At 72.8% G+C, this 19,060-nt stretch carries 14 protein-coding genes and 1 pseudogene; 7 read left to right on the top strand and 8 right to left on the bottom strand.

Features of this window, described 5'->3' with window-relative positions; all coding sequences use genetic code 11:
- The first annotated feature begins 127 nt into the window (after positions 1-127).
- The 4 genes from ACZ7GZ_RS21160 (at position 128) to ACZ7GZ_RS21145 (ending at position 6,672) form a co-directional block, all read left to right on the top strand.
- The gene (locus tag ACZ7GZ_RS21160) at positions 128-943 is read left to right on the top strand and encodes an inositol monophosphatase family protein (protein WP_471026258.1); all 816 of its coding nucleotides are present in this window, start codon (positions 128-130) and stop codon (positions 941-943) included.
- A 42-nt stretch (positions 944-985) separates the two neighbouring features.
- Positions 986-2,341, top strand: a complete 1,356-nt coding sequence (locus ACZ7GZ_RS21155; RefSeq protein ID WP_471026257.1) for an FAD-binding protein — start codon at positions 986-988, stop codon at positions 2,339-2,341.
- Positions 2,342-2,521: 180 nt separating this feature from the next.
- Complete coding sequence (locus ACZ7GZ_RS21150; protein WP_471026256.1) at positions 2,522-3,985, top strand: aminotransferase class I/II-fold pyridoxal phosphate-dependent enzyme; 1,464 nt, start codon at positions 2,522-2,524, stop codon at positions 3,983-3,985.
- A gap of 410 nt (positions 3,986-4,395) precedes the next feature.
- On the top strand, positions 4,396-6,672 hold the full coding sequence (locus tag ACZ7GZ_RS21145) for a catalase (RefSeq protein WP_471026254.1): 2,277 nt from the start codon (positions 4,396-4,398) through the stop codon (positions 6,670-6,672).
- Between the two features lie 71 nt (positions 6,673-6,743).
- Here the strand turns inward: ACZ7GZ_RS21145 and ACZ7GZ_RS21140 are convergent, their stop codons facing one another.
- The 7 genes and pseudogenes from ACZ7GZ_RS21140 to ACZ7GZ_RS21110 form a co-directional block, all read right to left on the bottom strand.
- Positions 6,744-8,420, bottom strand: coding sequence for a PP2C family protein-serine/threonine phosphatase (locus ACZ7GZ_RS21140; RefSeq protein WP_471026252.1), 1,677 nt, complete (start codon positions 8,418-8,420; stop codon positions 6,744-6,746).
- A complete protein-coding gene (locus ACZ7GZ_RS21135) occupies positions 8,404-9,480 on the bottom strand; it encodes a SpoIIE family protein phosphatase (protein ID WP_471026250.1) in 1,077 nt (358 codons plus the stop codon). Before ACZ7GZ_RS21135 ends, ACZ7GZ_RS21140 begins: the two co-directional genes overlap by 17 nt.
- The gene (locus tag ACZ7GZ_RS21130) at positions 9,477-9,923 is read right to left on the bottom strand and encodes an ATP-binding protein (protein WP_471026408.1); all 447 of its coding nucleotides are present in this window, start codon (positions 9,921-9,923) and stop codon (positions 9,477-9,479) included. Before ACZ7GZ_RS21130 ends, ACZ7GZ_RS21135 begins: the two co-directional genes overlap by 4 nt.
- Positions 9,923-10,303 carry an STAS domain-containing protein gene (locus ACZ7GZ_RS21125; protein ID WP_468513803.1) on the bottom strand — a complete coding sequence of 127 codons (381 nt, stop codon included), beginning with the start codon at positions 10,301-10,303 and terminating at the stop codon, positions 9,923-9,925. Before ACZ7GZ_RS21125 ends, ACZ7GZ_RS21130 begins: the two co-directional genes overlap by 1 nt.
- A complete protein-coding gene (locus ACZ7GZ_RS21120; protein ID WP_471026248.1) occupies positions 10,300-11,193 on the bottom strand; it encodes an STAS domain-containing protein in 894 nt (297 codons plus the stop codon). Before ACZ7GZ_RS21120 ends, ACZ7GZ_RS21125 begins: the two co-directional genes overlap by 4 nt.
- Positions 11,194-11,365: 172 nt before the next feature.
- A pseudogene (locus ACZ7GZ_RS21115) lies at positions 11,366-11,825 on the bottom strand (SAM-dependent methyltransferase); the annotation flags it as partial.
- 202 nt (positions 11,826-12,027) lie between these two features.
- Positions 12,028-13,209 (bottom strand): acyltransferase family protein, encoded by a 1,182-nt coding sequence (locus ACZ7GZ_RS21110; RefSeq protein WP_471026246.1) that lies wholly within the window; start codon positions 13,207-13,209, stop codon positions 12,028-12,030.
- A 767-nt stretch (positions 13,210-13,976) separates the two neighbouring features.
- On the opposite strand from ACZ7GZ_RS21110, the gene ACZ7GZ_RS21105 reads away from it, so the two are divergent.
- Together ACZ7GZ_RS21105 and ACZ7GZ_RS21100 are read left to right on the top strand one after the other, a co-directional pair.
- Positions 13,977-15,632: a serine/threonine-protein kinase gene (locus ACZ7GZ_RS21105; protein WP_471026243.1), complete on the top strand. Its 1,656-nt coding sequence runs from the start codon at positions 13,977-13,979 to the stop codon at positions 15,630-15,632.
- Positions 15,633-15,749: 117 nt separating this feature from the next.
- Complete coding sequence (locus tag ACZ7GZ_RS21100; protein ID WP_471026242.1) at positions 15,750-16,430, top strand: TetR/AcrR family transcriptional regulator; 681 nt, start codon at positions 15,750-15,752, stop codon at positions 16,428-16,430.
- 74 nt (positions 16,431-16,504) lie between these two features.
- Here ACZ7GZ_RS21100 and ACZ7GZ_RS21095 read toward each other — a convergent pair whose 3' ends face one another.
- Positions 16,505-17,524 carry a hypothetical protein gene (locus tag ACZ7GZ_RS21095; RefSeq protein WP_471026240.1) on the bottom strand — a complete coding sequence of 340 codons (1,020 nt, stop codon included), beginning with the start codon at positions 17,522-17,524 and terminating at the stop codon, positions 16,505-16,507.
- 230 nt (positions 17,525-17,754) lie between these two features.
- On the opposite strand from ACZ7GZ_RS21095, the gene ACZ7GZ_RS21090 reads away from it, so the two are divergent.
- Positions 17,755-18,909, top strand: a complete 1,155-nt coding sequence (locus ACZ7GZ_RS21090) for an abortive phage infection protein (protein WP_471026238.1) — start codon at positions 17,755-17,757, stop codon at positions 18,907-18,909.
- Positions 18,910-19,060 lie beyond the last annotated feature (151 nt).

Raw genomic sequence — 19,060 nt, 5'->3', positions numbered from 1 at the left:
GCCGCGACAGCCCGTCAGTCGTCGGCGGACTCGTCGTGGCCGGCCGCGCCCCGCGGCGGAGCCGCACCTCACACACAGCCCCGCGCCCGTTCGGGGGCGCCAGGTGAATTCCAGTTATCCTGCCGCCATGTCAGTCATCAACGGGGAATCCGACGCCCGCCTGGCCCTGACCGCGGCCCAGGCGGGCGCCGTCGTGGTCCGTGACCTCTATGGTGGCCGGCTCGCCCGCTACGACAAGTCCGCCGGCGACTTCGCGACCGAGGCGGACCTCGCCGCCGAGCGGGCCATCCTGGACGTGCTGCGCGCCGCCCGCCCCGACGACGCCGTGACCGGTGAGGAGAGCGGCCGTTCCGGCGCCGCCGACGCCCACCGCCGCTGGCTCGTCGATCCGCTGTGCGGCACCCTGAACTACGCGGTGCGGAACATGCTCGTCGGCGTGAACGTCGCCCTGCGCCAAGGGGATCGGGTCACGGCCGCCGCGACCGCCGACCCCTTCAGCGGCGAGGTCTTCTGGACCGACGGCGAGGCGGCCCGGGTCCGCAGGGACGGCGCCGACGAGCCGCTGACGCCCTCGGCCGGGTCCGCGCTGGTGGACGTGAACCTGGACCCGCCGTTCCCCAACGCGCCCGGTTTCCAGGCGGTCCGGCTCCTCGCCGACCCGGGCTTCGCCGAACGCTTCCGTCCCCGGGTGATCTCCAGCACCCTCGCCGTGGCCTGGGTCGCCGCCGGCCGCAGGGCCGCCTATGTCACCGACGGCGACCTGCGCGACAGTGTGCACTTCGCGGCGGGCATCGCCCTGTGCCAGGCCGCCGGCTGCATCGTGACCGGCCTGTACGGCGAACCCGTGCTCACCGGCGCGGGAGGACTGATCGCGGCGGCCGACCCGGAGACGCACGCCGCACTGCTGGAGATCGTCAAAGTCCAGGCGCGGGGAGGAAGTTGACGGCGTCTCGACGTACGCCGCGCCGTCTGATGTGATTCCGGCATGACGCCGGCCCACGACCTCGCCACCCGCCTCGGCGGGGCTCTGGACACCCGCCCGGAGACGCTGCGCGCATGCGCGCAGGACTTCGGGCGCATCGTGCGGGCCACGCCGCTCGGTGTCCTGCGCCCGCGGTCCGCCGCCGAGATCCAGGACCTGCTGGAGAGCGCCGGACCCCGGGGTGTCCCGGTGAGCGTGCGGGGCGGCGGGCACTCCCTGTACGGCCAGGGCCAGGCAGACGGCGGGATCGTGCTGGACCTGCGGGCGATGAACCGGGTCGGTCCCGTGGCGGACGGGCAGGTGACCGTCCAGGCAGGCGCGTTGTGGCGGGACGTGCTGGCCGCGACCCTGCCGCACGGAAGCACCCCGCCGGTCCTCACCGACTACCTCGGCGCGGGTGTCGGCGGTGTCCTGTCGGCGGGCGGACTCGGCGGCGCCACCCACCGGCACGGCCTGGTCGCCGACCAGGTCCTGGAACTGGAGGTGGTGACGGGAGCGGGGGAACACCGGGTGTGCTCACCCGACCGGGATCCCGAACTGTTCCACGCCGTGCGGGCCGGCCTCGGCCAGTGCGCCGTCATCGTGACCGCCACCCTGCGCCTGGTCCCCGCGCCCGACCGGGTGCGCCGCTACTGCCTGTACTACGCCGACCTCGCCCGCTGCCTCGCCGACCAGCGGCGGCTCGCCGAGGAGCAGCGCTTCACCCATCTGGAGGGGCAGGCCCGGCCGGCCGGGGAGGACGGCTGGCAGTACATGATCGAGGCCGTGGCCCCCCACGACGGCCCGTACCCTCCCGACGACAGCACCCTGCTCGCCGGGCTCTCGCACGATCCCGCCGCCCTGGAGACGGAGGATCTCGGATACGGGGAGTTCGCGCACCGCGTGGACACGGACGAGGAGGCGCTGCGGGCGACGGGGGAGTGGCTGCACCCGCATCCCTGGCTGAACCTGCTGCTGCCGCACGACAGCGCCGAGTCCGTCGTCCGCGCGGTACTCGCCGACCCGGCCTTCCGTGACCTGCGGGACACCGGTCTCGTCCTGCTGTACCCGGTGCTCTCCGGCCGGCTGCGCGCGCCTTTCTTCAGCCGCCCCTCCGGTGAAGTCCTGTACCTGTTCGCCCTGTTGCGCACGGCTGCGCCCGGCAGCCCGGAGACGGTCGCCGCGATGGTGGCCGCCAACCGTGCCGCGTACGAACTCGCCCGGTCCCGGGGGGCCGTCGCCTATCCCGTCAACGCGCTGCCCCTGTCGGACGCCGACTGGCGGCACCACTACGGCAGCCGCTGGCCGGCCTTCGCCGAGGCCAAGCACCGCCATGACCCGCATCTCATCCTGGCCCGGGGGCACGGGCTGCGATTCTGAGGCCGCACGACCGTGAAACCTTGTCTTCCGAGGGAGTAGGCGGGGGTGTGACGTGAGCGGCGGCACGGACCGCTGAGCGGGGGATACGGGGTTTCGAGTGGGCGACGAGTGCAACACGAAGGGTGCGGCCCTGTTCGCGGGCCGCGCCCCGCGTACGCCGGCTCAGGAAGAGGAACACTCATGGATCACTCGCGCGCCCCCGTACTCGAGGCCCTGGAGGAGTTCCGGCGCCGCGGCGACGTGGTGTTCGGGCCGCCGGGACACAAACAGGGCCGCGGCACCGACCCCCGGGTCGCCGACGTCCTCGGCCTCGACGTCTTCCGCTCGGACGTACTGACCCTCAACGGCCTGGACGACCGCCGGGAGTCCCAGGGCGTGCTGGAACAGGCGCAGGAGCTGATGGCCGACGCGGTCGGCGCCGAGCACGCCTTCTTCTCCACCTGCGGCAGCTCGCTGTCCGTGAAGACCGCGATGTGCTCGGTCGCGGGCCCGGGGGAGAAGCTGCTGCTGTCCCGCAACGCGCACAAGTCGGTCATCGCCGCGGTGATCATCAACGGCGTGGAGCCGATCTGGGTCCACCCGAAGTTTGACGCCGAGCGGCACATGGCCCATCCGCCGGAGCCCGACGACGTCCGCGACCGGCTGCGCGAGCACCCCGACGCCAAGGGCATGCTGCTGATCACACCCACCGACTGGGGCACCTGCGCCGACATCCGGGGCGTCGCCGACGCCTGCCACGCCTACGACGTACCGCTCATCGTGGACGAGGCCTGGGGCGCCCATCTGCCCTTCCACCCCGCCCTCCCGGCCTGGGGCATGGACGCCGACGCCGACCTGGTCGTCACCAGCGTCCACAAGATGGGCGGTGCCATCGAACAGAGCTCGGTGTTCCACCTCCAGCACGACCGGGTGGCATCCGATGTGCTCAGGCAGCGCGAGGACCTCCTCGGCACCACCAGCGCCTCCTGTCTGGTGTACGGCGCCCTGGACGGCTGGCGGCGGCAGATGGCCGAGCAGGGCCACGAACTGCTGGAGCGGGCCGTCCACCGGGCCGAGCGGATCCGGGCGGCACTGCGTGAGCTGCCGGGGCTGCGGGTGATGGGCGGCGAGGTCATCGAGGAGGGCCTCGCGGCCGAGTTCGACCCGATGAAGATCGTCATCGATGTCCGGGACCTCGGCATCAGCGGTATGCAGGCGGCCGAATGGCTGCGGGCCGACCGGCATGTCGACGTGGGCGGCTCGGACACCTGCCGGATCAGCGCCTCCATCACCCACGCCGACGACGACGAGACCGAGAAGATCCTGCTGGACTCCATGCGTTCCCTGGTGGAACACGCCGGTGCGATGGAACGACGGCCCGCCGTCCGGCTGCCCGAGCCGCGCGCGCTCGAACTCGAACAGGCGGTCCTGCCGCGCGAGGCGTTCTTCGGGCCCGCCGAACAGGTGCCCGCCGAACGCGCCGCGGGCCGGATCGCCGCCGAGATGATCAGCCCCTACCCGCCCGGCGTACCCGTCGTGGCGCCCGGCGAGGTGATCACGAAGGAGGTGCTGGAGTACCTGCGCAGCGGAGTGGAGCACGGCTTCCTCATCGCCGACGCGGCGGACCCGTCACTGAAGACCATCCGGGTCACGACCCGCCCGTGAGCGGGCCTCCCGAACTGCGGGGGCCGGGGGCAGCGCCTAAGGTGGCGGTGCGGGCGGCCGGGTGCTTGCCTGCTCGGGTCAAGAAGCCGGCCCTCCTGGCGAAGAAACCCTCGGCAGGGGGCACTTGGCCCTGCTCGACGGTCCCCGGGCCGGACGGACGCGTCCGGCGGGCCAGCCGTCCCGGCTACTCGATGGGAGACGGCCCGACTTCACCCCGACCGGAAATCCTCCGCGATTGCCGGTTTCGGACGCACCGGCCCGGGGACCTCGGTACGAGGCCGCGCCGCCCCCCTTTTTCTCCTGATGTGTTGGTGTTGCCGGCCGTATGCCCGGGTGTGGCCACCGCGTGTCGGACACCCCGCCTCGCCGGTGCCGGGCCCGCCCCCGTGACCAGCGAAGGAATGGTGGAGATGAGCGAGACGAACCCCCTCAAGCGAGCGGTGGACAAGGTGGCGGACGCCTTGCAGGGTGACGGCGCGGGCCCCGAGGAGGGCATCCCCGGCAAGCCCGGCCCCCGGACGCCGCCGGTCGCCGAGCCGACCGAACCCCATGAGCCGTTCCCGCCCAAGCCCGACCAGACCGGCCCCGACACCGTTTCACCCACCGGCCAGCCCACCGGCGCCGACCAGGCCCGGATGGCGCAGAGCGGCAGCTATCTGACCAACGCCCAGGGCACCCGGCTGTACGACACGGACCACTCGCTCAAGGCGGGCCCCCGTGGCCCGGTGCTCCTGCAGGACCACCACCTGCGGGAAAAGGTCATGCACTTCGACCACGAACGCATCCCCGAGCGTGTGGTCCACGCCCGCGGCGCCGCAGCGCACGGGGTCTTCCGCAGCTACGGCACGGCGGCGAACGTGACGAAGGCGGCCTTCCTCGCCGAGGACGTCGAGACCCCGGTGTTCGTCCGCTTCTCCACCGTGCTCGGCTCCCGGGGCTCCGCCGACACCGTCCGGGACACCCGCGGATTCGCGACGAAGTTCTACACCAGCGAGGGCGTCTTCGACCTGGTCGGCAACAACATCCCGGTCTTCTTCATCCAGGACGCGATCAAGTTCCCGGACGTCATCCACGCCGGCAAACCGCACCCCGACCGCGAGATCCCGCAGGCGCAGAGCGCCCACGACACCTTCTGGGACTTCGTCACCCTGCACACCGAGGCCACCCACCACACGCTCTGGAACATGTCCGACCGGGGCATCCCGCGCTCGTACCGCACCATGGAGGGCTTCGGCGTCCACACCTTCCGCCTGGTCGACGAGGCCGGCGGGACGACGCTGGTCAAGTTCCACTGGAAGCCGAAGCTGGGCGTGCACTCGCTGGTGTGGGAGGAGGCGCAGATCATCAACGGCGTCGACCCGGACTTCCACCGGCGGGACCTCGCCGACGCCATCGAGGCGGGCGCCCACCCCGAGTGGGAGTTCGGCATCCAGACCTTCCCCGACACCCCTGACCAGACCTTCGAGGGCATCGACCTGCTGGACCCCACCAACATCGTCCCCGAGGAACTCGCCCCCGTGCAGCCCATCGGACTGCTCACCCTCGACCGCAACCCCTCCAACTTCTTCGCCGAGACCGAGCAGGTCGCCTTCCACGTCGGCCATCTCGTCCCCGGCATCGACATCACCGACGACCCGCTGCTGGCCGGCCGGCTCTTCTCCTACCTGGACACCCAGATCACCCGCCTGGGCGGCCCCAACTTCCCGCAGCTCCCGATCAACCGGCCGCACGCACCCGTCAACGACATGCTGCGCGACGGCATGCACCAGACGGCGGTGCACCGAGGCGCCGCCCCCTACCGCCCCAACTCCCTGGACGGCGGCTGCCCGTTCACCGCCGGCGCCGACACGGCGTACGTCGAGGCTCCCGTGCGCGTCCCGGAGGCGACGAAGGTGCGGGAGGCACCCGAGTCGTTCGACGACCACTTCAGCCAGCCGCGCCGGTTCTGGCTCAGCATGAGCCCGGTGGAACGCGAGCACATCATCGGCGCCTACACCTTCGAACTCGGCAAGTGCTACGAACAGGCCATCAGGGAGCGGGCGTTGCAGGTGCTGGCGAACATCGACCCGGAGCTGTGCGCGGGCGTCGCCACCGGTCTCGGCCTGCCCGCCCCGCAGCCCACCGTGGCCCTGGCCGACGTCGCGCCCAGCCCCGCCCTGTCCCAGGTCGGGCGCACCTGGCCCACCGACGGCCGGATCATCGGCATCGTCACCGGCCCCGACGGCGACCTCGACGGGGTACGGGCCGTACGCCAGGAGGTGCTGGACGGCGGCATGGTCCCGCTGGTCGTCGCGCCGACGGGCGGCACCCTCGGATCCGGCGCGGACGCGCTCGGCGTCCAGCGGACCTATGCCACGGCACGGTCGGTGGAGTTCGACGCCCTGCTGGTGGCCGGCACCCCGGGCGTCGGCGCCGACGCCTACGGCGCCCGCGACGCCAAGGCGGGCCTGCCCACCGACCGGAACGGCACTCCCGACCCGCGTGTGGGGCTGCTGCTGGCGGAGGCGTACCGGCACGGCAAGGCCATCGGCGCCGCGAAGGGCGCACAGAGCGCGCTGGAGGCGGCCGGCATCCCCCTCGACGCGCCCGGGGTGATCGCCGGCGACGGCGCCACGACGGTCCTGCAGCAGCTCACCCGACTGCTCGGCTCGCACCGGGTCTGGGACCGTTTCCCGTCCACCGCCTGACCGGCCACGCACAAGCGGCCGGGGCCCTGCCTTCGGGCCGCCCCGGGACCCGGCCGCCGCCGCACGGCTGTTCAGGTCCGGGCGGTGCGGCAGAGCAACAGGCAGATGTCGTCGTCGTGTTCGGAGTCGTACAGCATGGGCTTCAGCAGCGAGTCGGCCGCGGTCTCCAGGTCCTCCAGCTCCACCGCGCCGAGCGCGCCCACGGCCCGCGCCAGCCGCTCGATGCCCGCGTCGATTCCGGCGGACCGCCGCTCCACCAGCCCGTCCGTGTACAGCGCGAGCGTCGAGCCCGCGGCCAGTTCGACGGCGTGCTCCTCGTACTCGAAGGGAACCGGGACGCCCAGCATGATCCCCGGCCTGGCGTCCAGCACCCGCACCTCGCCGTCGGGGCCGCGCACGACGGCCGGCGGATGTCCGGCGGCCGCGCACACCACGCGGGGATCCCCGGGTGTGAACCGGGCGACGGCACAGGTCGCGTACAGCTCCGGCTGCTGGTGACGGAGCATCCGGTGCAGCAGCGTGAGGATACGGGCGGGCCCGTTGCCCTCGACGGCGTACGCGCGCAGGGCGGTGCGCAGCTGGCCCATGATGACCGCCGCCCTCAGTCCGTGCCCCGTGACATCCCCTATCACCGCCAGCACACTGCCGTCGGGCTGCGGGAAGGCGTCGTACCAGTCGCCGCCGATGTTCATCCCGTGCGTGGCCGGCAGATAGCGCGCGGCGAGCGAGAGGCCCGGCGTGGCGGGCAGGTCGGTGAGCTGGGCGCGCTGCAGTTCCTCGGCGACGTTGCGGTGCTGCTGGTACTGGCGGGCGTTGTCCAGCGCGATGCCCGCCCGCCGGGCCAGCTCGACCAGCATCACGGTGGTGTCCGGATCGAAACGGTCGCCGTGCGCGGCCAGGGTCAGCACACCTTGGACCGTGCGCACCCCGAGCGGCAGACACAGCAGCGGACGGTCCGGGGACAGCGCCGAGGCCGGCAGGTCGTCCACACCCGGCAGGCCACCCGGCCGCGGGCCCGCGTGCTGGGGCCGGCCGGTGCGGGCCGCCGTCACCGAGGCCGCCGCCCGCTCGGCCGGGGGCGTCCGCTCGTCGTCCACGAGCCACACGTCGACGTAACGGGCGTACTCCGGGACCAGCAGCTCCGGCAGCCGGCACAGGATGTCCTCGTGGTCCAGCGAGGTGTTCAGAGCGGCGCTGGCATCGGCGAGGAAGGTCAGCTGCCGACGGGCGTTCTCCGCCTCCGCGCGGGCGGCCCGCTCGGCGTCCAGCAGCTCGCGCTGGGCCAGCGCGGCGGCCTCCAGCTCGGCGTGCAGGGCGAGCACACCCTGGTTGGTCTGGTGCAGCTCCTCCCGATGGAAACGGATCAGCTCCTCCGTCTCCGCCAGCCGTGCGAGAACGGCGGACGCGTCCTCGTCGGCGTCCAGGAGGGCCTCGGCGAGCCGGGCGTCGTCGAGGTCGGCGGGCCTGGGCAGCACCCCGGCGACGGGGGTGGGGCAGACGAGGGTGTGCTGCCACGGATCGGGCCCGCTCAGCAGCACGTGCAGGGTGCCGTCGGCGTGGGCGGTCACGGTCAGCTCCACGCGAGCCCCGGTGCGGCAGGGCCGCAGCCGGGTGCCGAGCGCGGCCAGGAAACGGGTGCGGTCCGGCGCGGGTACCGCGGCGTCCGCGGTGAGCCGCGCCAGCAGCGCACGGGCGCGGGCCGCGTCGGCGGCACAGGCGAGGATCCAGGTGTCAGAGACGGCTGTCATGGGTGCTGGTCCGGCGGTCGGGGGCCAGTACGGCCACGCTGGTGTCGTCGCGTACGGGGCGGGCGGGGCTGCTCGCGCCGCGCAGGACGGCCGCGGCCAGCACCGACGGATCCTGGGCGAGCAGCGAGGGGTCGTCCGGCGGCGTCCAGCGGCTGGGCAGCCCGTCACTGTGCACCACGAGCAGACTGCCCGGGCGCCACGGCGTCCTGCGCACGGGGATGTGCGCCGGGAAGTACGCCCCGACGATCCCCGGATGGGAGAGGAGGGACGCCCAGCCCTCCCCGGTACGCAGCCGGGCGCCGGCGTTGCCGACTCCGGCGAAGCAGAGTTCCGCGCGCTCGGTGTCCAGCTGGGCCACGGCGACCGCCGCGCCGCGGGTGGGCCGCAGCGCCGTGTGCAGCCGGCGCAGGATCTCGACGGGCGGCAGGTGTGCGGCCCGGTGCAGCTCGGCCACCGCGGTGGCGGACGCGTACGCGGCCTTGGGGCCGTGTCCGAGACCGTCCGCGAGGAGCAGGGTCAGCAGGGCGCCGGAACGCACCCAGCTCCAGGCGTCACCGCACTGCTCGGCCTCGGCCAGCGACACGCAGATCCCGCCCGCCGGCGGCTGCCCCGCCGGCACCTGCCCCGCGGGTGTCCCGGGCCCGGCGTGCTCCGGGTCGATGCGGGCCGTCGCCACCGTCCCGCGGCCCGGCGCACTGTACAGATGGAAGGCGTCGGCGCTGCGCAGACAGCTGCCCAGACCGGCGCCGAGGGAGACCCCGGCGGTGGTGTAGCCGTCCCGCAGTGCCGCGGGGACATCGGCGATGCCCGGCCCGTGGTCGAACGAGAAGAGCTGCACCGACACACCCGGGCCGCCGGCCGGCGGCCCGACGAGATTGACCACCATGCGGCCGCCGCCGGCGTGCCTGAGCAGGTTGGTGGCCAGCTCCGTGGCGACGAGTTCGGCGGCCGGGGTCCGCCGCGGGCCGAGGCCCGCGTGCACGCATGCCTCCCGGGCGGCCGTCCGGGCGTCGCGTACCCGCGTGGAGTCGCCCACCGGTACCTCCCACACCCGGCTCATCCCGCCCCCTGACGCGACGAGGGAACCTGCGTCACCCAGGCGACGGCCGTGACGGTCGTGCCCCGGCCGGGCTCGGTGTCCACGGCGAACTCGTGCACCAGCCGCCTGGCGCCGCTCAGGCCGAGGCCGAGACCGCCTCCGGTGGTGTAGCCGTCGGTCATGGCCAGCTCCAGATCGCGGATCCCCGGGCCGCTGTCGGTGAAGCACATCCTCAGGCCCCGGTTGCGGCCGTTGTCCAGCGGAGTGATCTCCGCCCGCCCGCCGCCGCCGTGCACCAGCGTGTTGCGGGCCAGCTCGCTCGCCGCCGTGACCAGCTTGGTCTGCTGGACGAGCCCGAAGCCGAGCTGGGCCGCGCACCGCCGCACCTGTTGCCGCACCCAGGCCAGATCCGCGTCCGAGCCGATGGGCAGGCTGGTCGCGGACGCCTGGCCGGACGCCTGCATCACGTCCCCCTCCGGGCCAGCAGCTCCAGGGCACGGTCGACGTCGAGGGCGGTGACCAGACCGGGCAGGGCGAGCCCCAGCTCCACGAGCGTGATCGCCACGGCGGGGCGCATCCCGGCGAGAACGGTACGGGCCGCCAGCAACCGGGCCGTGGAGGCGATCTCGGCGAGCACCCGGCCGAGGAACGAGTCGACGACGTCCACCCCGGAGATGTCGAGCACCACGCCGGTCACCCGGCTGGTGGCGATGCGGCTGGTGATGTCCTGCTGCAGCTGTTCGGCCATGCCGTCGTGCAGCTCGCCCTGGAGCGAGACGAGCAGGACGTCGCCCAGGGCTAGTACCGGCACCTGAGCCGGCTGACCGGGAGTGGGCTGGTTCACCGCGCGCTCGCACCCGCGTCCGCACGGGAGACCTCGATGCCCTGCCGGCCCAGTGCGTAGGCGAGGGCGTCGGCCAGGGAGGCACGGGTGAGTACCGAGCCCAGGTCGATGCCCAGCTGCACGATCGTCTGCGCGATGGCCGGACGGATGCCGGAGACGATGCACTCGGCGCCCATCAGCCGCGCGGCGGCCACCGTCTTCATCAGATGCTGCGCGACGAGTGAATCGACCGTGGGCACACCGGTGATGTCCAGGATGGCGAACCGGGCACGCTGCTCGACGATGGCCTCCAGCAGCGACTCCATGACGACCTGGCTGCGGGCGCTGTCCAGTGTCCCGATCAGCGGGACGGCGACCGTGCCCTCCCACAGCTTGATGACCGGGGTGGCGACTTCGAGCAGCTGCTGCCGCTGCCGCTCGATCAACTCCCCGTTCGCGTCCAGCGCCGTCTCCATCACCACCAGGCGCAGCGTACCCAGCAGCAGGGTCAGCGCCAGGACACTCTCCTGGGCCTGCGGGGCGGCGGCGTCGGGGAACTCCTCGCGCAGCAACTCCACGGCAGGCACCCGCAGTCCGGCCACCTCGTCGGCGATCTGGGACGGGCTAGAGCCGGTGAGGGCCCTGGTCTGTGTCATGCGTCCCAACTGGTCGCGCACCGGCTGGAATCCGGCTGCCGCGATGTCCTCCAGACGTCCGCTCACCGCCACGTCGGACAGCGAGTCCACGACGGCCTTGCACGCCTCCACCGCCTCGTCGCGGGAGACGGTGAAGACCGAGCGGAACAACGGGGCGTCGGCCCAGCGCTGGGCGATCTGCTCCCGGCGCCGCTCCAGGAAGGAACTCACCACCTGGGGCGCCGATCCGGCCATGTCCTGCTCGGGCACTCTCATTCTCTCCTGCTCCCTTGATGTGGAGGTCACTCAGCCTGCGGACTGCCCGCGCACGTCGATGCAGCTCCTCAGAGGCGTCAAGCGGTCCCGGCCCGGCGGCGGATGCCACCGGGCCGGTGTCGGTGGGCCGACTACCCCGAATCTCGCCGGACTCTCCGGGCTGTTGCCGACGTCACCCGTGCGTGCGATCCGGCCGGGAACTCCAGGCGGGGCGCGGGACCGGCCGAGCGGGACGGCGGAGGAGGGCCGTCCACAGGAACTCCTCCCCGAACAGCGCGGAGTCCGCCGGTTGCCGCCGCTTGGCGCGCAGTGCGATCTCCTCCAGTCCGGAGAAGACCCGGCGTAGTGCCCCGGGGGGTAGGCGAGCCCGCCGCGCAGGCCGGGCTCGCGGTGGAAGGGCGCGTCGGGGAGTTCGGATCCCATCCGGCCCGCGGCGGGGCAGGTGGGAGCGAAGTGCCTGCCGGGCGCCGGCACACGTTCCCGCAGCGCGAGACGGCTGACGCGGGGTGCGGTGGCAGAGGGTGAAGGCAGCCGGAGTCGTAGACCAGGTCGTACGGGCCAGTCAGCTCGGCCGTGGCGCCCGCGGTCAGCCCGAAGGCGTCACCGCGGTGGAACCGCACGCCGCCCCCGGCCCGGACAATCAGGCCAGGGGGCTGGGCCCGAGGACATCGCAGGGCGCGAGCGGGGCGGAGGGGAGGCCGGGGCCGCTCCCCGGGGTCGGTCGGCAGGCCGTCCGGACGTCAGGGCGCAGCCTCAACCGGCCTTCCGCGGCCGAGCCGAAGCCGCTTTTTCACCGCGCCCTCCCAGGCGTCTTCGCCAGCCCACGGACCCTGCTCAGTCCCGTGCCGCGGCCGGCGCCTCGCCACGTGCCTCCACCCGCTCCGGCTGGGGCGCGGGGCGGCGGCGCCGGCGCAGCAGCAGACGTCTCGCCGGGCATTCCACCGCCTCGTAGAGGACCCAGGACAGTCCGAGCGACACGGAGAACGCGACCGAGGTGACGGCCAGTCCGGCGAGCAGCCCGAAGTGCGGCTTCGTACCGAGCAACTGGGTGCCGGCGCGCAGCACCAGCAGATGGATCATGTAGAAGGCGAAGGACAGTTCACCGAGCCGCACCAGCCGCCGGCGCCGCCACAGCGAGGGCAGCCCCTGGACATCCGCGACCGCCGCGGCCGGGATGAGCAGCGTGAACCCGACGATGGTGCACACGGTGGCGGAGTAGCCGGGCGTGACCTGCGGGACGAGGAAGTAGCCGATGATCGCGAGGGCGAGTGACGCCTCGAGGCCGGGCCCGCGCCACCGGCCGAGCAGCACCAGCCGCGCGGTCACCGCGCCGAGGACGAACTCCGGCAGCCGGGCCGCGGGGAACGAGTACAGCGCGTACGTCCACCAGTGGTGGGCGTCCGCCCAGGCCAGCACGATGACGGCCACCACCGACAGTGCCCCCAGCGCGGCCGAACCGCGCGCACCGAGCCGGCGCAGCAGCAGGAACAGCAGCGGGAAGGAGGCGTAGAAGAACGCCTCGCAGGCAAGGGACCAGCTGACCGGGTTCAGAGTCTGCCACCAGGGGTGCCACCAGGAGTGGAGCAGCAACAGGTTGGACAGGGCCTGCTTCGGCGTCGGCCTCGGCTGGTGCGCCAGCGAGTACGCCATGACGAAGGCGACGGCCAGGGTGACCAGATGCACCGGGTAGATGCGCGCGATGCGCCGCCGCCAGAAGGCGAGCGTGCGGTCGCGGGGCCGCGCCGACCAGGTCAGTACGAAGCCGGACAGTACGAAGAAGAAGGACACCCCGGTGGCACCGGCGCCGAATGCCCAGGTCACGAGGCGGCCACCGGTGCCTCCGAAGTAGCCGAAGTTGTTCACGTGCAGTCCGAACACCAGGAGCGCCGCCATCCACCGAAGTCCCGTCAGGGACGGCAGTGAGGGCATGGCGGTGGCCGGGGAGTCCCTGGCGGTCGTCTCGCCGGTACGGGCGGGCGGCGTCGTCCGGAACGCCCGGGTCGTCGCCGTGGTCATCGAATCACCTGCCGCAGAGGATTGGCGTGGGGCATGAAGGGGTATCTTGCCCGTTCACCCCTGGTCCATCACGTCACATGGCAAACATCACACTCGCTGCCGAACGACGGACCCCTCCCCGATGCCACGGACGTCCGGACCGGGTGCACCCGTACGAGTGAGCCCCGCACAGCGCCTTGATCGGCCCCTCGGCCCACCGGGCGAACCAGGACCGCATCCCTCAAGGCCACCGGGTGGGCACACAACGGCGGTGACCTCCGTTCACCAACTCCGCGCACCCTACGGCAACTTGCGGCAGACAGCGCAGGTGGACGGTTGCCACCGCACAGGCGGTCGGCCAGCCGGGGCCGCCCCGGCCGGCACCCGCCGGACCGGCCCCGCCACCTCCGCGCCGGACAGGCCCCCGCCCGACACCCTCGTCGTAACCGACGACGGAGAGAATGGTGCCGGCCTGACGGCCGTACGCCAGGACGCCCGGAACTGGAGCGCGGAGAGGCGGAGTTGGACTCGTCGTGTGGGGACGAGCGGGCCGCCGCCGGCGTGAGCCCGGTGACGATCGGTCAAGCCGTCTTGAGGTCAGCGGCCTTCACGAGCCGTCCCCTCGTCTTGGCAACGCGCCGGCCAAGTCCGGCAAGGCCGGGAACCTGTTCCGGTTGCCATTGGAGTCACTGAGGAAGCCCGGTGAGGTTGCGGGAACCGTCTGTGGGATGTCAGCGTGATCCGTCACGCCGCATTCTTCGGCATGGACGGGTCACGGGGGGTGGCGGGTGGAGCGGGGTGCCCTGATCGCGGGCCGGTACGAACTGACCGAACTGCTCGGCCGCGGAGGCATGGGCGAGGTCTGGGCCGGGCGTGATCGCGAGCTTCATCGCAACGTCGCCGTCAAGCTCCTGCACAGCGACGACCACGGCCAGCCTGAACTGGTCCGGCGCTTCGAGCGCGAGGCGGTGGCCGCGGCCCAGATCAACCACCCCCACATCGTCGCCCTCTACGACCGCGGCACCCACGGTCACCTGCGCTACCTCGTCATGGAGCACGTGGCGGGCGCCTCTCTGGCTGACTACCTTCACCGGCACGGCCCCCTGGACCTGGACCGGGCCCTGGAGATCACCCAGGAGATCTGCGCCGCCCTCGTCGCCGCGCACCAGGCGAACGTCGTCCACTACGACATCAAGCCGTCCAACGTCATGCTCACCGCCGGCGGCTCCGTCAAGGTCGTGGACTTCGGTATCGCGGGCTTCACTCACACCCACACCTTCACCGTCGCACCGACGGCCGCGCTGTCCCCGGTGGGGACCGCCCAGTACGGAGCGCCGGAGCAGTTCCTGGACCAGCGCGGCGACGAGCGTTCCGACCTCTACGCCCTGGGCAGCGTCCTGTTCGCCCTGCTGACCGGGCAGCCCCCGTTCGGCAACGGCACCGCGTTGTCGGTGATCCGCCGCAAGCTCGACGAACAGGCCCCGCGGGTGACCACGCTGCGTCCCGGCGTCCCCGCACCGGTTGCCCGGCTGCTGAGCGACCTCCTCCAGCGCGACCCCGACGATCGTCCCGCCACAGCGACGGCGGTACAGCAACGCCTGGCCGGCCTCCGTACGGAAGCGACCGCCGACGAGGCCGAGACCGAGCCCGTTCCGCCGCCTGCGTCGACCCGCAAGCTCGGCCCTCCGGGTCCGCCGTCTCCCGACACGGCCGGCAACGCGAACGCCGGGCCGCTGAAACCCCAGGTGCCTGCACGCCGATGGGCCGCGCACAGAGGAGTGCAGTTCTGCGCGGGCGTATTGGTGGCACTCGCGCTGACGACAGTGGCCGCCCTCGCCTACTTCTCCGGCGACCACGACCGGAGCGCGGCCGGCCCGCGGCCGAGCGTCAGCGCCACCCGGGCCGCCCAGTACCTGCGGATGCCGGACTTCTGTGGGTACGTGCAGCGCAACGAGATGCGGGGCCGCGACGAACTGCGGCCCGGGCGCGATGAACCGGGGCTGGACGGCACCAACAACAGCAAGCACGCGAACTGCGGGTGGGGCAGCGCCGACAGCGTGAAGTGGAACAGGTTCTCGGTGATCATCACCGCACAGCTGTACGGGAACGCGGCAGGCGCGAAGGACGCCATGGCCGCCATCAAACCCGGCCGCACCACCATCGACGTCGCCCTCACGACCAGCAAGGTGGACGACATCGCGGAAGAAGCGAAGAAGACGGTCGAGGACGAGGACCTCACGAACGGAGACCGGTACAACAGCACCTCCGTCTACTTCCGACGCCACAACGTGGTCGTCGAGGTGTGGTACACGGAGTCCAAGGTCCAGATGAACGACACGCACAACAAGGACATGGTCACCGAGCGCACACTCAGCTGGGCAAGGTCCCTGGACGCGTTCCTCACGGACGAACCGGAGAACCACGAGAAGCCCGTCTGGGGCTGAACCGCCTCCCCCGGGAGTGGTGGTAGCCGTACCGGGCACGCATGCCGCCCTGACCGCCCGGCGATTCGCCGTATCAGTCAATACGCCGTATCGCCCAGGCGATGTATTGTCGGCGGCATGTTGGTGTGGGAGCGGCCGGAGCCGCCGGATCGACCGGTGTCGGCCCCGCTGAGCCGGGAGCGGATCGTACGGGCGGCGATCCGGCTGGCCGACGCGGACGGCCTGGAGGCGGTGTCGCTGCGCAAGGTCGCCGCCGCGCTGGGCGCGGGGCCGATGCGGCTGTACGGCTACATCGCCACCAAGGAGGAGTTGCTCGACCTGATGGTCGATGCGGTCCACGCCGAGATCCGGCCGGCCGGAGACGGTTGGCGAGAGGTGCTGCGCTCCCTTGCCGAGACCACCCGGCAGGCCGTTCACCGGCACGAATGGTTCGCCGACCTGATCGGTGGGCGACCCCGGCTCGGGCCGCACGCGCTGGCCAGGGGTGAGGCTGTGCTGGCAGCGATGGACGGCGTCGACCTGGACACCGTCGTGCCGGTGGTTGCCGCGGTCGATGCGTACGTGATCGGCGCGGTGCGCCGGGAGATCACGGAGCGGCGCGCCGAGCGTGCCACCGGGATGGACAAGAAGCAGTGGCAGGCCGCCTTCGGGCCTTATCTGGAGCGGACCTTCGCGACGGGTCGATTCCCCGCACTGGCGTCGGTCGTACGCGATGGCCCCCACCTGGACGCCGACCAAACCTTCCGTACCGGCCTCGACTTCCTCCTGGACGGCATCGAAGGCCGCATCTCAGGCTGACGCGCGGCCGAGGGGCCGGAGAGATCCAAGCCGCATGTGCCACGCGATGTGAGACCCTGCACGTCCGTCCCGGGCTACCTGGTGACCAGCCGGTTCCCGCGACCCGGGGACGCGCGGTCCTCCCGGGCGCCGGCCAGTCGTTCCGCCTGGGCCGCGGTCGTCTCGGCGTGCCGCCGGGCCTGCCGTAGGGTGCGGTCGGCCTGCCGAGCCCGGTCGCGTGCCGCCTGCTCGTCCGTACGCGCCTGCCGCTGCTCCTCCTCCGCGTCGCGCAGCGCCGCGCGCAGCTCGCGTACGCGCTGCTCCGCCTCGGCCACCCGGTCGCCGGCCTCGTCCGCCTCCCGTTCGGCGGTCCGGGCCTCCGCCTCGCGGGCCCGCAGGTCCCCCTCGGCGTCGCGGGCGGCCCTGCGGGCCTCGTCGAGACGGCGCCGGCGTGCCAGCTCGTCCTCGCGCTCCTCCGCCCTGCCGCGCTTCCTGCCCACCGCCCCGCGTCCGCCGGCCCCTTCGCCCTCGGCGTGCTGCCTTCCCGCCCCGCGTCCGCCGGCTCCCTCCTCCTCGGCGCGCTGCTTCGCTCTGGTCGCCGGTGGGGCGGCGGGACGGCGTTCGAGGACCCCCTCGTCGGTCTCCGGAAAACCGAACGTGGAGCTGAGGGGCTTCACGAGCCGCCCCGCCGCCCACTCCCGGGCGGCCTCCTGATCGGCGAGCACGGCGTGCAGGGTCTCCTCGACCTCCCGCTGGACGCCCTCGCCCACCGGACGCCCGGCCTGCGCCGCCAGCCGGCGGGCCTGCCGCCCGAGCGCGCCGATCACCTCGCTCTGCCGGCGGGCGAGCTTGCGCAGCTGCGGACCGTCCAGTTCACGATGGGCCCGGCGCAGTTCCTCGCCGAGGGCCAGCAGGGGTTCGACCTCCTCCCGCTGCCGGCGTACGAGCAGATTGCTGACCCAGGCTCCCAGGCTCGGCCGCCGCAACGCGCCGATCTCCTTGGCGAGGGCCTGGTCACCGGCCTTGCGGGCGTCCAGGGCGCGACGATCGCGGGCGGCGACGAAGTCCTCCGGCCGCAGCCCGTACAACTCGTCGGCGACGGCGTCCAGGTCCACCAGCGTCCCTCTCGACGATCCCTCCAGGTGGAAGCCCGAGTTCCGCACTCTGGGGGCTTTATGTGGCATATGGGGGGGACTATCCGTGTGGGGCGGGGTGGAGGAATGGCTACCGGTACGACTTCTGACGCCGGCCCCCACCCTTCGGCGCCCATTGGTCACCCTTCGGTCCCTCGCCGTAGACCGTCGGCGGACGGTGCCGGTGCGGCCGGGCCCGGCAGGGTGACCGTATGCAGAGGAGCAAGGGAATCAAGCGCGCACGGTTCCTGGCCGGCATGGCGTCCGCGGGCCTGGCCGCGGCCGTGCTGCCGTCGGCACAGGCCGGCGCCGCGCAGGGCGGACCGCGTCAGGCGCCGCACCGCGGACTGCGCCACCACGGGGTGGTGTACACGGTGGGTGCGGGGGAGACGCCGGGTACGGCCTTCAACGCGGCGCGGATGCGGGAGGACATCCGGGTCATCCGCGACGAGTTGCACGCCGACACCGTCGACGTGACGGGTGACGGGGTGGAACGGCTTACGGCCACCGCCGCCGAGGCGGCCGAACGGGGACTGCGTGTCTGGCTCCAGCCGACCCTCGGTGACGTCCCGGAACGGGACATCCTGGAACACCTCGCCGAGGCCGCCCGGTTCGCGGAGCGGCTGCGGCGGCACGGCGCGGCCGTGGATCTCAGTGTGGCCTGCGAGTTCTGGCTGTTCGTGCCCGGGATCGTCCCCGGGGACACCGTCTTCGAACGCATCCGGAACCTGCTCGACGGCACGGTGGACCCCGTCGCGATGCAGCGCCGTCTGGACCGGTTCACGGCGAAGGCGGCCGCGGTCGGACGGTCCGTCTTCCACGGCCGGCTGAGTTACGCCGCCGCGCAGGACGACAAGGTCGACTGGCGCCTCTTCGACATCGTGGGCATCGACTACTACGCGTACTTTCCTCACCAGGCCGACCACATAAGGGAGTTGAGCCGCTATCTGCGCTGGGGCAAACCGCTGGCCATCACCGAGTTCGGCACCTGCGCCTACGTCGGGGCGCCCCAGACCGAAGGCATGGGCCGGGACGTCGTCGACCACGACAAGAAGCCCCCGGAGATCAAGGGCGACCTGGTCCGCAGCGAGCGGACCCAGGCGGCCTACCTGATGCAGCTGCTCGACGCCTTCTCCTCGATGGACCTGTACGCGGCCATGGCCTTCGAGTTCGTGACCCCTGACGCCCCGCACCGCCCGGGCGACCCGCGCCACGACCTCGACCTGGCGAGCTACGCCCTCACCAAGACCCTCAAGGACCACCCGGACGACCCCGCCTCGGGCTGGCACTGGGAACCGAAGGAGGCCTTCCACGCCCTGGCCCGCCGATACCGGTACGCCCGTACCGCCGGGCGGCACACCGGCTGACCCCGCGTCCGTCTGAACGCCGTCGGGTCGACCGGCCACGTCCTGATACCGGGGTCGCGTCCAGGGGGTCGTACAGGGCGCCGGCGTGGGAGTACCTCGCGTATCTTCCCGGCCCCCGTGCGCGCCCTCGCTCACCCGTTGGGAGGATCGT

The organism is Streptomyces sp. NPDC037288, from assembly GCF_055603265.1.
This window is presented reverse-complemented; position numbering and strand designations above follow the sequence as displayed.

What these genes read in the sequence shown, in the direction of transcription:
- ACZ7GZ_RS21160 (WP_471026258.1), top strand. Translation starts at nt 128, where the DNA reads ATGTCAGTCATCAACGGGGAATCCGACGCCCGCCTGGCCCTGACCGCG.
- ACZ7GZ_RS21140 (WP_471026252.1), bottom strand. Translation starts at nt 8,420, where the DNA reads ATGACAGCCGTCTCTGACACCTGGATCCTCGCCTGTGCCGCCGACGCG.
- ACZ7GZ_RS21145 (WP_471026254.1), top strand. Translation starts at nt 4,396, where the DNA reads ATGAGCGAGACGAACCCCCTCAAGCGAGCGGTGGACAAGGTGGCGGAC.
- ACZ7GZ_RS21130 (WP_471026408.1), bottom strand. Translation starts at nt 9,923, where the DNA reads ATGCAGGCGTCCGGCCAGGCGTCCGCGACCAGCCTGCCCATCGGCTCG.
- ACZ7GZ_RS21155 (WP_471026257.1), top strand. Translation starts at nt 986, where the DNA reads ATGACGCCGGCCCACGACCTCGCCACCCGCCTCGGCGGGGCTCTGGAC.
- ACZ7GZ_RS21100 (WP_471026242.1), top strand. Translation starts at nt 15,750, where the DNA reads ATGTTGGTGTGGGAGCGGCCGGAGCCGCCGGATCGACCGGTGTCGGCC.
- ACZ7GZ_RS21120 (WP_471026248.1), bottom strand. Translation starts at nt 11,193, where the DNA reads ATGAGAGTGCCCGAGCAGGACATGGCCGGATCGGCGCCCCAGGTGGTG.
- ACZ7GZ_RS21150 (WP_471026256.1), top strand. Translation starts at nt 2,522, where the DNA reads ATGGATCACTCGCGCGCCCCCGTACTCGAGGCCCTGGAGGAGTTCCGG.
- ACZ7GZ_RS21110 (WP_471026246.1), bottom strand. Translation starts at nt 13,209, where the DNA reads ATGACCACGGCGACGACCCGGGCGTTCCGGACGACGCCGCCCGCCCGT.
- ACZ7GZ_RS21135 (WP_471026250.1), bottom strand. Translation starts at nt 9,480, where the DNA reads ATGAGCCGGGTGTGGGAGGTACCGGTGGGCGACTCCACGCGGGTACGC.
- ACZ7GZ_RS21090 (WP_471026238.1), top strand. Translation starts at nt 17,755, where the DNA reads ATGCAGAGGAGCAAGGGAATCAAGCGCGCACGGTTCCTGGCCGGCATG.